Annotated in this window: 13 protein-coding genes; 5 read left to right on the plus strand and 8 right to left on the minus strand. The window is 65.5% G+C overall.

Features of this window, described 5'->3' with window-relative positions:
* From I5M_RS07730 to I5M_RS07765, 7 genes are all read right to left on the minus strand, one after another.
* The coding region (locus I5M_RS07730; protein WP_022720875.1) for an alpha/beta fold hydrolase at window positions 1–323 on the minus strand (323 nt) is incomplete at its 3' end.
* Between the two features lie 9 nt (window positions 324–332).
* Window positions 333–1,118 (minus strand): enoyl-CoA hydratase/isomerase family protein, encoded by a 786-nt coding sequence (locus I5M_RS07735; RefSeq protein WP_022720876.1) that lies wholly within the window; start codon window positions 1,116–1,118, stop codon window positions 333–335.
* Between the two features lie 5 nt (window positions 1,119–1,123).
* Window positions 1,124–1,945, minus strand: a complete 822-nt coding sequence (locus I5M_RS07740; RefSeq protein WP_022720877.1) for an IclR family transcriptional regulator — start codon at window positions 1,943–1,945, stop codon at window positions 1,124–1,126.
* Window positions 1,942–2,742, minus strand: a complete 801-nt coding sequence (locus tag I5M_RS07745) for an ABC transporter permease (RefSeq protein WP_159103981.1) — start codon at window positions 2,740–2,742, stop codon at window positions 1,942–1,944. Before I5M_RS07745 ends, I5M_RS07740 begins: the two co-directional genes overlap by 4 nt.
* The gene (locus tag I5M_RS07755) at window positions 2,739–3,512 is read right to left on the minus strand and encodes an ABC transporter permease (RefSeq protein WP_022720879.1); all 774 of its coding nucleotides are present in this window, start codon (window positions 3,510–3,512) and stop codon (window positions 2,739–2,741) included. The genes I5M_RS07745 and I5M_RS07755 overlap by 4 nt, the downstream gene beginning before the upstream one ends.
* On the minus strand, window positions 3,505–4,272 hold the full coding sequence (locus I5M_RS07760) for an ABC transporter ATP-binding protein (RefSeq protein WP_022720880.1): 768 nt from the start codon (window positions 4,270–4,272) through the stop codon (window positions 3,505–3,507). Before I5M_RS07760 ends, I5M_RS07755 begins: the two co-directional genes overlap by 8 nt.
* Window positions 4,273–4,276: 4 nt before the next feature.
* Window positions 4,277–5,215 carry an ABC transporter substrate-binding protein gene (locus I5M_RS07765; RefSeq protein WP_022720881.1) on the minus strand — a complete coding sequence of 313 codons (939 nt, stop codon included), beginning with the start codon at window positions 5,213–5,215 and terminating at the stop codon, window positions 4,277–4,279.
* Window positions 5,216–5,299: 84 nt separating this feature from the next.
* On the opposite strand from I5M_RS07765, the gene I5M_RS30875 reads away from it, so the two are divergent.
* Both I5M_RS30875 and I5M_RS30880 read left to right on the plus strand, forming a co-directional pair.
* Window positions 5,300–6,061 carry an MBL fold metallo-hydrolase gene (locus I5M_RS30875; RefSeq protein WP_083909534.1) on the plus strand — a complete coding sequence of 254 codons (762 nt, stop codon included), beginning with the start codon at window positions 5,300–5,302 and terminating at the stop codon, window positions 6,059–6,061.
* A complete protein-coding gene (locus I5M_RS30880; RefSeq protein ID WP_022720883.1) occupies window positions 6,058–6,807 on the plus strand; it encodes an MBL fold metallo-hydrolase in 750 nt (249 codons plus the stop codon). Before I5M_RS30875 ends, I5M_RS30880 begins: the two co-directional genes overlap by 4 nt.
* Before the next feature lie 442 nt (window positions 6,808–7,249).
* Here I5M_RS30880 and I5M_RS07780 read toward each other — a convergent pair whose 3' ends face one another.
* On the minus strand, window positions 7,250–8,236 hold the full coding sequence (locus I5M_RS07780) for an NADPH:quinone oxidoreductase family protein (RefSeq protein WP_022720884.1): 987 nt from the start codon (window positions 8,234–8,236) through the stop codon (window positions 7,250–7,252).
* A 250-nt stretch (window positions 8,237–8,486) separates the two neighbouring features.
* On the opposite strand from I5M_RS07780, the gene I5M_RS07785 reads away from it, so the two are divergent.
* The 3 genes from I5M_RS07785 (at window position 8,487) to I5M_RS07795 (ending at window position 12,301) form a co-directional block, all read left to right on the plus strand.
* A complete protein-coding gene (locus tag I5M_RS07785; protein WP_051048684.1) occupies window positions 8,487–9,455 on the plus strand; it encodes an AraC family transcriptional regulator in 969 nt (322 codons plus the stop codon).
* An 86-nt stretch (window positions 9,456–9,541) separates the two neighbouring features.
* Window positions 9,542–11,065, plus strand: a complete 1,524-nt coding sequence (locus tag I5M_RS07790; RefSeq protein ID WP_022720886.1) for an acyl-CoA synthetase — start codon at window positions 9,542–9,544, stop codon at window positions 11,063–11,065.
* A gap of 33 nt (window positions 11,066–11,098) precedes the next feature.
* Window positions 11,099–12,301, plus strand: a complete 1,203-nt coding sequence (locus I5M_RS07795) for an ABC transporter substrate-binding protein (protein WP_022720887.1) — start codon at window positions 11,099–11,101, stop codon at window positions 12,299–12,301.
* The last annotated feature ends 432 nt before the right edge of the window (window positions 12,302–12,733 follow it).

Here is a 12,733-nt window from a genome sequence, read left to right on the forward strand (position 1 = left end):
AGCGCCGTGATGGTCGCCAGCCGGCAGCCCGACGACCAGCCGCCGACGATCAGTGGCGGCAATCCGAGATGCGCGGCCAGGGCCCGCAGGTCGTCGGCCCAGATGTCGAATTCGGAGCCGTCGCCGTCCAGCGACAGGCTGGAGCGGCCGGTGTTGCGGCGGTCGTGCAGCAGCACACGGAAACCCGCGGCTGCCACCGAGGTCGCGAGCGCGCGCATCTCGTCCATGTTGCGCCGTGCGCCGGACACCAGCGCGACCCACGGGCCGCGCACCCCGAGCACCTGATAGTAAAGCCGGACCGAATTGACTTGGGCGAACGGCATGACGGCTCCTCAGCAGCCCTTGAACACGGGCGCGCGGCCCTCGCGGACCGCGGCGATGCCCTCGTCGACATCCGCCGTCCATTCCAGCGCGGCACGCATGTCGTCGGACAGTTTCCGTGCCGCGGCGAAGCCGGCAGCTTCGCGCTCGCGTGCGATGCGCTTGGCGCCTTTGGTGGCGAGAGGCCCGTGGTCGGCGATGGCGCGGGCCTTCGCGGCGACGACGTCGTGCAGCATGCTGCGTTCGATGACTTCGTTGACGAGACCGATGCCGCTCATCTCTCGGGCCTCGATCTCTCGGCCCGTGCAGAGCAGGTCGAGCGCCCGTCCCATGCCGACGACGCGCGGCAGCCGCACCGGCGCGCCGACGCCCGGAAAGCCGCCCCATTTGGCTTCGGGTGACGCCCAGGTCGCGTGATCGGCGGCGATGCGCATGTCGCAGGCCAACGCCAATTCGCAGGCGCCGGCCATCACCTTGCCGTTGAGGCCAGCGATGACGATCTGCGGCAGCGCCTCGATCGCGTCGAAGGCTTCGTTGGCGAGGCGGATCAGGCTCAGCACGTCGGGTTTGCTCAGCGAGCCGCGCAGCGCCGGAGTCAGGATGCCGATCGAGAAGATATCCGTGCCGCTGCCGGTGATGGTCAGCACATCGACATTGGGATCGCCAGCGAGCGCCGCGGCGATCCGCCGAAGCCCGTTGAGGATCGATTCAGACAACAGGTTCAGCGTATCCGGGCGAGTCAGTGTCACCGCCGCGACGCGGCGGTCGATCCGATAGTCCAAGCCGTCGATCGCCATGCTACTCACCCCAGCGCTTGCGTGAAGCGGTTCGCAGCCGCCTTCAGGGCGCGAACCACGCGGCCCGATGGTGCGGTGTCGAGCGTGCCGCTTGAGCCGACCGCGGCGAGGCTGGCGACCAATTCGCGGCGATGATTGAGGACGGGCACCGCGACTGCATCGAGGCCGTTGATCAGGTCTCCCTGCACCAGGCTGAAGCCATCGCTGCGGATCCGCGCAATGATCTCTGCCTGCTTGGCCTTGGAGAGTTTGCGCGAGCGCAGCACCGGCTGCGGCGCTTCAGCCGCGAGCGCGCGCTCGATGATGTCGCTCGGCATGTAGGCGGCGCAGACCAGGCCCAGCGCCGAGGAATGCAGCGGCAGGATCGAGCCGGGGCGCAGGATCACCGACACCGGGCGGACGATGTCGAACCATTCGATCACCATCGGCCCCTGCGGCGTCCACACACCCATGAACACGGTTTCCTGCAACTCGTCTCGCAGCTTGCTGAGCAGCGGCGTGCCGATGCGGACGATGTCGAGCCGGTTCATCGCGGCGCGGCCGACCATGCGGGCGGCGCCGCCGAAATCGTAGCGGCCGTCAACCGCACTTTGTTCGATCAGGCCGCTGCGGATCAGGCTGACCAGATAGCGATGCGCCTTGGCGGACGGCATGCCGGCGGCCTGCGACAACGCCGTCAATGTCTGCGGGCCTTCGAGCGTCGCCAGTGTCTTGAGAATGTGGCCGGCGATCTCGACCGATTGCACGCCGATCTGTTCGACCCGCGGCGACACCACGTCGTCGTCGTCGCTCAAGTCGCCGGCCTTGTTGTTGTCGCGCGCGCTCATGCCTGGATGTTCCTCGGCGGCCAGCGCCGCAGAATGATGGTCTGGACGATCGAAAATCCGGTGTTGATCAGGAAGCCGAACAGCCCGACCAGCACGAGCAGGCCGTAGACTTGGCCCGACTGATAGTTGCGCTGCGCCGCGATCATCAGCGCGCCGACGCCCTCGATCGAGGTCAGGATCTCGACCAGCAGCGTCAGCACGATGCACAGCGGCAGCGCGATGCGGACGCCGAGCAGCACCGATGGCATCACCGACGGGAATACGATCAGCCTAATCCGCTGCAGTAGCGTCAGCCGGAACGCGGTGGCGACGTCGAGCAGGATTGGATGCACCCGCTGTGCTGCCGAGGCGGTGTTGAGCAGGATCGGCCACATCGCCGAAATCACCACGATGGTGAGCTTCATACGCTCGTCGTAGCCGAGAAACAGGATGGCGAGCGGCACGATCGCCGGCGGCGGCATCGCGCGGCAGAATTCGAGCAGCGGCCCCATGGCGCGCGCCAGCCGCGGCGATACGCCGATCAGGATGCCGAGCGTGACACCCGCGGCGGTGGCCAGCAGCAGGCCGAATACGATGGTCTGCAGCGAGGCGGCGCCGGCCCGCCACAGCGCGCCGCTGGCCGCGCTTTGCGCGATGCCTGTCCACCAGCTCGACGGTGGCGGGAAGTACGGGGAGTTCGGCGGCGCCAGCAATTGCCAGGCGATCAGCGCGGCGATCAGCGGCAGCAGGCCGAGCGGCGACGGCAGCTGCGCGAGCGAACGCGCGATCAGCACCGGCCAGGCAGTGCGGGCGCTCACAGCGTCACCCGCGACGTCGCCGGCCACAGCGCGGTCGTCAGCGCGACGACGCCGGCATTGAGCGCGATGCCCAGAATGCCGACCACGGCGATATAGGCGAACATGTATTCCGGGTTCATCGCCTGCTGCTCGCGGACGATGCCGTAGCCGAGACCGGCCGGATTGCCGACGATCTCGGCGACGATCGCCATCACCAGCGCCAGCCCGAGGCTGATCCGCGCGCCGACGATGATCGAAGGCAGCGCGGCCGGGAGCAGCAGATGGCGGACGATCTCGGTGTTACTCAGCCGCAGCGTGCGCCCGACATCGCCGAGCCGTGGATGCACGTTGGCGATGCCGCCCATGGTGTTGACCATCACCGGCCAGATCGTCGGCAGCACGGTGACGACCAACTCGGTCTGCAGCGAGAAGCCGAACAGCAACAGCCCGACGGGCGCAAAGGCGATGCCCGGCATTGGCCGCAGCACCTCGACGCTGGCGAGGCCGAAGCGCCGCGCCGTCGGTGAGAAGCCGAGCAACACGCCGATCGCGACGCCGATCAGCATGGCAATGCTCCAGCCAGCGGCGATCGAGCCGAGCGTGTGCAACAGGTCCTGCAGCATAACGCCGTCGCGGGTCAACGCCACGATGCCGAGTAAGATGCGGGACGGCGGCGGAAAGAACTCGAACGCGATCAGGCCGGAGCGGACGGCGGCCTCCCAGACGAGCAGCACCAGCGCGAAGACGCCGAGCCCGGTCCAGTTCAGGCGTCCGCGCGCGGTTTCAGCCATGACCGATGGCCTGGTGAAGATCGTAGCGATAGGCCAGGAATTCGGGTAGTTGCCGCGTCGTGACCTGGTCGCGCGGCGAGGGCAGGGTGATGTCGACGATGTTGTCGATGCGGCCGGGGCTGCCTTTGAGCACAGCGACGCGGTCGCCGAGATACACCGCTTCCTCGATGTCGTGGGTGATGAAGACGAAGCTGGTGCCGGTCTGGTCGCGCAGCCGCAACAATTCGTCCTGCAGTCCGGCCTTGGTCATGGCGTCGAGCGCGGCGAACGGCTCGTCCATCAGCAGCACGGCTGGGCGCAGCGCCAGCGCGCGGGCGATCTGCACGCGCTGCTGCATGCCGCCGGACAGTTGCCATGGGTAGTCGGAGGCGCGCTTCGACAAGCCGACCAGTTCGAGCACCGCGGCGACGCGCTCGTCGCATTCCTTGCGCGGCAAATGGCGCTCGATGCCGAACGCGACGTTGGCGGCGACGGTGCGCCATTGCAGCAGTGCGTTGCCGTAGTCCTGGAACACGATGACGACGCCGTCCGGCGGACCGGTCAGCACTTCGCCGCGCATCCTGATCTCGCCGGATGTCGGACGAAGTAATCCGCCCAACATGCGCAGCAGCGTAGTCTTGCCCGTCCCCGACGGGCCGACGATCGACAGAAACTCCGCCTCGTGGACGCTGAGGCCGATGTCCGAGACGATCGGCCGAGCCTGTCCGCCGAATGCCAGCGCAACGCTGGCCGACCGGCATTCGAAGATGGGCTCGGCCATTTCGTTACTCGAGCACGAGCTTCTTGGAATCGACCGGCGTCGAGAGCTGGCCGATGTCGCGCAGCACTTTCTCCCACACCTCGATGTCCTTGGCGGTGATGGCGGTGCGATAGGTTGGAAACGGCGTCGCCTTCACCACCACTTCGGGCAGTTTGGTGTACTGCGCCAAGATACGGCGGGCTTCGTCGGGCTCCTTGGCGATGAACGCCATCGCCTCGTCGAGCGACGCGCGCCAAGCCTTCACCGTATCCTTGTTGGCGCGGGCCCATTCGCCGGACGCGATCCAGAACGGGAAGATGACCTCCTTGCCGGCGCTGAGCAGCGGCGCCGTCAGTGACACGTTGCCACCGGCCTTCATGGCGCCGACAAACGGTTCGACTGCCTCGGCGGCGTCGACGCGCTTGGCCTTGAGCTGATCGGCCATGTTGGGGAAGGGCACCTCGACCGCCCGCACCGACGTCGGATCGACGCCGTTCTGCTTCAGCCAGTACAACGTCGCGACGTGAATGACGCCGCCAATGGTCGGCGTCGCGATCAGCTTGCCGCTGAGATCCTTGGCCGACTTGATGCCTGAATCGGCGGCGACCATCAGATGCGTCGACGCGTTGGCCTCGGTCTCGAACACTTCGCCGGCGACCGCGATGACATTGAGCCCGCTCGACGTCGCCTTCAGCAGGTCGGTCGCGGTGCTCGGCGCGAATTCGAACTGGCGACCGACGGTGCCGGGCAGCAGCGACAGATTTTGCGCGACCGACAGCGTGACGTCGAGACCGTGTTTGGTGAAGAAGCCCTTCTCCTTGGCGACCCAGGCCGGCAGCCAGGTGATCACCGGAATGTAGGCGGCACGCACCGCGACCGGCTTGGCCGTCGATTGAGCTTGGGCGGAAGAGGTGGCGATGGCTGCGCCGACGGCCAGCAGGCCGGCCCACCGGAAAATTTTCATTGTTCCTCCACTATCCATAATTGATTTTACAATGCGTAATAGTGCAAGTAGCTTGCAGAAGCAAGGGTCGTTGCCGAGGACAGGATGTCATCCCACCCCACCATCGAAGTGCTGATTCCCGGCCTGCCGGCAAAGTCCGATCATTTCCTGTTCGGCATCTGCTCGCTGCTGCTGATCCGCAGCGGCGGCCGCACCATTCTGTTCGACACCGGACCGTTCCGCATCCGCCCGGTGTTGTTGAAGGCGCTGGCACGGTCGGGCCTGACGGCGGTCGACATCGACGCAGTTTTCCTGACGCATCTGCATTGGGACCATGTCGAGAACCTCGACCTGTTTCCGCAGGCCGAAGTGTTCACGCCGAAAAGCGAGTTCGACTACGCGGCGGCGCCGCGGGCAACCGATTGGGGCACGCCGCCTTACGTGCGCACGATGCTCGATGGCATGCATGTCACGCTGCTGCCGGAGCGCGAGCAGGAGATTTTCCCCGGCGTCTCGACGCTGCTGCTGCCGGGGCATTCGGTCGGACTGCAAGGTCTGCTGATCGACACCGGCACCGAACGCGCGGTGCTGGCGAGCGATGCGTTGTGGTCGGCGCGCGACGCGACGCGCGCCGTGCCGGACGTGGCCTTCTTCGATCCCGCCAAGGCGCAGGCCAGCCTCGACCGCGCGCTGGCCGCCGGCGACGTGTTCTATCCCGGCCATGATCGGCCGTTCCGGCTGGAGGCGGGCCGGGTGCGCTATCTCGAGCAATACAACTATCAGCTCGATTTCGCCTTTCAGCCGCTCGGCCAGAGCTTCGGCGTCGGCATCTCGACTGAACGCACAGCGGCGGAGGGCCTCCGATGATCGAGTCGCCGATCACCTTGCTGTTCTCGGGGCTGCCCGTCACCGCCGACGGCTTCATTCCGGGCATCTCGACCGTGGTGCTGGTGCGCTGCGACGATCGCACGGTGCTGTTCGATACCGGGCCCTATGCTTATCGGCCGATCCTGCAGGGCCGTCTTCGCAAGCACGGCATCGATCCTGCGTCGATCGACACGGTGGTGCTGTCGCACGCGCATTGGGACAGCGCCGCCAACGCGGATCTGTTTCCAAATGCGACGATTGTGCTGCACGAACGCGAACTCGCCTACGCTGAGAACACCGCCGCGCATGACGACCAGACGCCGGCCTATGCGGGCCGCGTGTTGCGGCGCCTGAAGCTGCAGACGGTCAGCGCCGACACCGAACTGTCCGCGACGATGCGGATCGTTGAACTGCCGGGCCATACGCCGGGATCGATCGGCCTGTTGGTCGGCGATACGCTGCTCGCGGGCGACACGGTGTATTGCGCCGCCGATGCAGCCGCCGGCGAAGTCCGCTCAGTGCCCTCGGCCGATCCGCGTGCGACGGAAAGCCTGAAGAAGGCGCTCGGGCTGGCCTCGGTGATCTATCCCGGCCACGATCGGCCGTTTCGTGTCGGCGCCAAGCCGACCTATTTGGACGACTACGCGATGCGCATCCGCTTCTTCACCGATCCCGAAGGTTTCGACGAAGAAATCCGCATCGGCGCCTTCGCGCCGAAATCGTTCGCGAGCTGGCCGTCGGACTGAGCAGACTTGGCTGTCATGGACGCGATAAAATTCCTCTTGCCCTGCAAAGCGCGTCGCTGTGGGCCAGGTCATTGCTCGAAAGCTGGAAAAGTCTTTCTCGAAGAATTGCGCGAACACGCAGTAGCGGAAGAATGACGGAGAAGGCTCTTAATAGTGAGCGACAATCCGCAATCGCTCAGAGCGGACGTCGTGCAATTTTAGCGGATAGTCTGCCGAGGGTCAGAAGCGGAAGCTCTTATCAAAACAAGACCGTTTTCTGCCGCAGTAAGTCAAATGCGTCTAACAGTCGCCCGTCTCTCGTCAGTGGCATTTAGTCCGAGTCGATGAGCTGGTTCGAATGCAGCGGCTTCGGCGGCGTTGGGTGCTAATGATGCCTCGCATCATATCGTCATTCCTCGCCGCAGATTTAGCTCAAGCCGCAGAACGACTTCCCCAGCCCCGGTTAGATGATGACCACGATCTTGCCCACCGCGCTGCGGTTGGCGAGCTGTTGGATCGCCCGCGCGCCGTCGGCGAGTGCGTATTCGGCCGTGATGCCGCTCGATAGGCGGCCTTCCGCGAACCAGCGCATCAGCTCTCGCTTGTTGTCGTGTACCGCCTCCGCCTGGGTCAACGTGAAGGCCCGCCAATTAACGCCGAGCACGTCGCAATTCTTCAGCAGCGGCAGATTGAGCGGCAGCGATGGGATGCCGGCCGTGAAGCCGAGCACGACGTAGCGGCCGCCGTCGGCGACGCAACGGATCGCTACATCGGTGAGCCAGCCGCCGACCGGGTCAATCACCACATCGGCACCGGCACCGAGCGCGGCCTTGAACTGCCGGCTGACCGCTTTGCGATCCGCCGGCGCGCTCGGTGGGTACAGCACGCCATCGGCCGCGCCATGCTTGCGCGCGAACGCCAGTTTGTCCTCTGACGACGCGGCGGCGATCACCCGCGCGCCCATGTTGCGCCCGACCTGCACGGCGGCGATGCCGACGCCGCCACCGGCGCCGAGCACCAACACCGTCTCGCCCGGCTTGACGGCGGCGCGGTTGCGCAGCGCGTACAGCGCGGTCTCGAAGGTGAATTGCGTCACCGCAGCGTCGACGAACGACATGCCGTCCGGGATCGGTGCGCAGCGCGATACATCGACCGCCACGGCCTCGGCCATGCCGCCGGTGCCGATCCGCGCGGCAACGCGATCGCCGACGCTAAACTGCGTGACGTCTGGGCCTAATGCAGTCACCACGCCGGCGATCTCGGCCCCGGGAGCGAAGGGTCGCGGCGCCTTCACCTGATACAGATCCTGGATCATCAGCAGATCCGGATAGTTGACGCCGCAGGCTTTGACCGCGATTAATATCTGACCGGCAGCGGCGACCGGCTCCGGAACGTCGAGCAGCTGCAACGTCTCCGGCCCGCCGGGCTCGTCACTCATCAACGCGCGCATCGTCCGCTCCTCGCCTGGTCCAGCTTACGGCATGCTCAACTGCCGCGGTGCGCGCAATGACCGGATCAATCGTTCGGCTTGACCCGGTGCATCAGCCTGGCTCTGGCGGATGCGGCGCCACGCCGCTATCCTAAGCGCCATGCCGGACATTCTCCCACGTCGCAGCCGCCCGCGCGGCGCCGTCACCTCACGTTCCGCGATCGACTCGGGGTATGTCGGCCTCATTCTCAGCGGGGCGCGTGAAGCCGGGATGGATATCGACCGCCTGCTGGCGCGCGCCGGCATCGCGACCGGCCAGCTCGACCAGCCCGGCGCGCGGCTGCCGCAGGATCAGTTCGCGCGGATGATCGCGCTGCTGACGCGGCTGACGCGCGACGAATTATGGCTGCTCGGCAGCCGGTCGATCAAGCCGGGCACGTTTCGGATGATGTGCCGGCTGCTGATTCACTGCGCCACGCTGCGCGACGCGATCCGGATCGGCTGCCAGTTCTATCATCTGGTCGTCGACGATTTCGTCGTGCGGCTCGCGGAAGGCGAGCATGACGCTTCGGTCTACGTCACCGACACGATCGAACAGCCGAAACGCCGCCGCATGGTCAACGGCGCGATCCTGATGTTCACCTACGGGCTGATGTGCTGGTTGGTTGGGCGGCGATTGCCGCTGATCACCGTGCATTACGTGTTTCCCGAAGAGGCGTTCAGCTCCGAACTGGAGCCGGTGTATCGCGCGCCGATGCTGTTTGATCAGCCGCGCACGGAGATTCGGTTCGACGCCGAACTGCTCGACCTGCCGATCATGCCAGACGAGCAGCGGTTGCGCCGGTTTCTGGCCTCGATGCCGAGCGTGCTGCTGGTGCGCTATCGCGACGACGCCAGCGTCGCCGAGCGGGTGCGTGGCATTCTGCGCCGCAACCTCAAGCGCACGCTGTCGCTCGAGGACGTCGCCGGCATGCTGGCAATGTCGCCGCAGACCTTGCGGCGGCGGCTGCTCGATGACGAGCAGTGCGGCTTCCAGGAAATCAAGGATCAGGTGCGGCGAGACGTCGCGACCCATATGCTGAAGAAGTCACGGTTGCCGCTGGAGGAGGTGGCGCTTTCGCTCGGCTTCTCAGAACTCAGCACGTTTCACCGCGCCTTCCGCCGCTGGACCGGCATGGCGCCCGGCGAATTCCGCGAGAGCCACGCCGGCTCGGCCGCACGGTCGGATTCCGCCAACTGAAATGGCGCGCGCGGTCATTCAACGCGCTGACCTTGCCGCCGATACTCCCTGCAAGCGGCCACTCTCAAGGCCGGACCGGGGAAGAGATGCCAACACTGCGTCAATGGGCCGAGCGCCATCCTGACAAGACCGCTGCGCGGATCGCGTTCGGTGACGACGCGATCAGCTATCGCGAACTCGATCGCCGCGCCAACGCCGTGACGCAGCTGTTGATGTGGATGGGTCTGGCGCCCGGCGACGGCATCGCCATTCTGCTTGACAACGACCTGCGCTACTTCGAGCTGCTGTGGGGCGCGCGGCGCCATGGCGTTTACTACACGCCGGTCAGCACTCATCTGAAGCCGGAAGAGGCAGCCTATATCGTCCGCGACAGCGGCGCCAAGGTGTTGTTCGCCGGCGCGCGGTTCGCCGCCGTGGCCGAGGCGGTTGCGGCCGACAACCCGCACGGCTGCACCATCTTCACCGTGGGCGAGGGCGGCGCCGGGCTCGGCTACGCCGCCGAGCTCACGAAGTTCGACCGCATGATCGAAATCCCGGACGGTCCGGTCGGAAAGGATTTCTTCTATTCGTCCGGCACCACCGGCCGGCCGAAGGGCATCAAGCAGCCGTTGTTCGCCAATTTGCGCCAGGCGCAGGCCTCCGGCGACTGGGTACGCGAGAATTTTGGCTTCGACGACAACACCATCTATTTGTCGCCGGCGCCGCTGTATCACGGCGCCCCGCTGCGGTTCACGATGCGGACGCTGGAGAGCGGCGGCACCGCGGTGGTGATGACGAAATTCGCCGCCGAGCAAGCGCTGGCGGCGATCGAACGCTATCGAGTCACGCACAGCCAATGGGTGCCGACGATGTTCTTCCGCCTGCTGGGGCTGCCGGACGAGGTCCGCGCCAGCTACGACCTGTCATCGCACGCCTGCGCGATCCACGCCGCGGCGCCGTGTCCGCCCGAACTCAAGGAGCAGATGATCGCCTGGTGGGGGCCGATCGTGTGGGAGTACTACGCCGGCTCCGAGCGCAACGGCGCCACCTGCATTTCGACCGCGGATTGGCTGACGCATCGCGGCTCGGTCGGACGCGCCTGCGTCGGCACCATCCACATCCTCGACGAGAATCATAGCGAACTAGGGCCGCACGAGATCGGCGACGTGTATTTCGACGGGCCGACCTTCGTCTATCACAACGATCCCGACAAGACGGCGCGCTCGCGTGATGCGCGCGGCTGGTCGACGATCGGTGACGTCGGCTATGTCGACGAGCAAGGCTTTCTGTATCTGACCGATCGCCGTTCGCACATGATCATCTCGGGCGGCGTCAACATCTATCCCGCCGAAATCGAGAACTGCCTCGCTCTGCACCCGCTGGTTGCCGACGTCGCGGTCTTCGGAGTTCCGAACCTCGAGTATGGCGAGGAGGTCAAGGCGGTCGTCCAGCTCAAGGATCCGTCGCGGGCGACGCCGGCGCTGGGGGAGGACCTTATGGCGTTCTGCCGTGACCAGCTCTCGCATGTGAAATGCCCGCGCTCGATCGATTTCGAGCTCGAACTGCCCCGGCAGGAGAACGGCAAGCTGTTCAAGCACGTATTGAAGCAGCGCTATCTCCAGCCGGCCTGAGCCGCCGCATCATCCACCACACAGGACAACATCATGAACAAGCTGATGGCAGCGGCCTGCGCGGCCGCGTGTATCGTCGCGTCGGCCTTACAGGCGAAAGACTACGGGCCGGGCGTCACCGACACCGAGGTGAAGATCGGCCAGACCATGCCGTATAGCGGCCCGGCGTCGAGCTTTGCGGCGATCGGCAAGGCGATGACGGCGTATTTCGAAAAGCTCAACGCAGAGGGCGGCATAAATGGCCGCAAGATCAACCTGATCTCGCTCGACGACGGCTACAGCCCGTCGAAAGCGGTCGAGCAGACGCGCCGTCTGGTGGAGAGCGACGAAGTGTTTGCGATCGTCGGCACCTTCGGTTCGCCAACGAACTTTGCAATCCAGAAATATCTGAACACGAAGAAGGTGCCGGGGCTGCTTCTCGGCACTGGCGCCAACCGCGTGTCGGAGCCGAAGACCTATCCGTGGTCGATGGGCTGGCAGCCGAACAATCACGCCAAGGGTGTGATCTACGCCAAATATCTGCTGCAGGAGCGGCCGGCCGCGAAGGTCGCGGTGCTGTATCAGAACGACGATTTTGGACGCGACTACGTCAGGGGTTTTCGCGACGGTCTCGGCGACAAGGCCGCCAGCATGATCGTCAAGGAACTGAGCTACGAGGTCACCGAGCCGACCGTCGACTCGCAGATCCTGCTGTTGAAATCGACCGGCGCCGACGTTTTCTTCGACATCTCGACGCCGAAATTCTCGGCGCAGGCGATCAAGAAGATGGCCGAGACCAAGTGGGAGGCGCTGCATCTGCTGAGCGACGCCGCCGGCTCCATCTCCTCGACGCTGGTGCCGGCCGGTCTGGAGAATTCCAAGGGCGTGATCACCGTCGCGTTCCGCAAGGATCCGAACGATCCGGTCTGGGCCGACGATCCCGGCATGAAGGAATATCTCGCATTCATGAAGCAATACATGCCGGGCGCCGATCCGTCCGAGACGTACTACGTGTTCGGCTATGCCACGGCGCAAACCTTCGAGCACGTGCTGAAAACATGCGGCGACAATCTCACCCGCGAAAACCTGATGAAGCAGGCGGCGAGCATCAAGGATCTCGAACTGCCGATCCTGCTCCCCGGCATCAAGCTCAACACCAGCCCGACACATTTCACGCCGATGAGCCAGGAGCAGTTGATGCAGTTCGACGGCACCAAGTGGAAGGCGATCGGGACCGTGATCGACGCGGAGAAGTAAGTCGCGCGGCAGTGCAAAAGGGGAAACGCCCGGTGTGAGCCGGGCGTTTTGTTTTTGCTCCGTCTTGCCTGGCGCAAGGCCGGCCAAGACGGTAGGCCGATCGTTTGGGTGCCGCGGTCAGGCGCGCTCTTCACCCTCCCCTCGAGGGGGAGGGTCGGCACGCAGGCCGCGTAGCGGGATGCGTGACGGGGTGGGGTGAGCCGCGGGCACTGCGTCTCATAACTTCGCCACCCCACCCCGCTTGCTGCGCGAGCGACCCTCCCCCTCCAGGGGAGGGTGGTCCTCGCAGCGTCAGCTTGCTCCGATTTGTGATAGTCCTGCGTAGTACGAGGGGATGGCCTTCATATCTCGAAGGTCGATCGGCCCTTTTGGCTTACTGCGTCATGCTGGCGCGGAGCACTTCGCGGGCGATGGTCATCTTCATGACTTCGG

Source organism: Rhodopseudomonas sp. B29, from assembly GCF_000333455.1.
Classification (GTDB): Bacteria; Pseudomonadota; Alphaproteobacteria; order Rhizobiales; family Xanthobacteraceae; genus Rhodopseudomonas.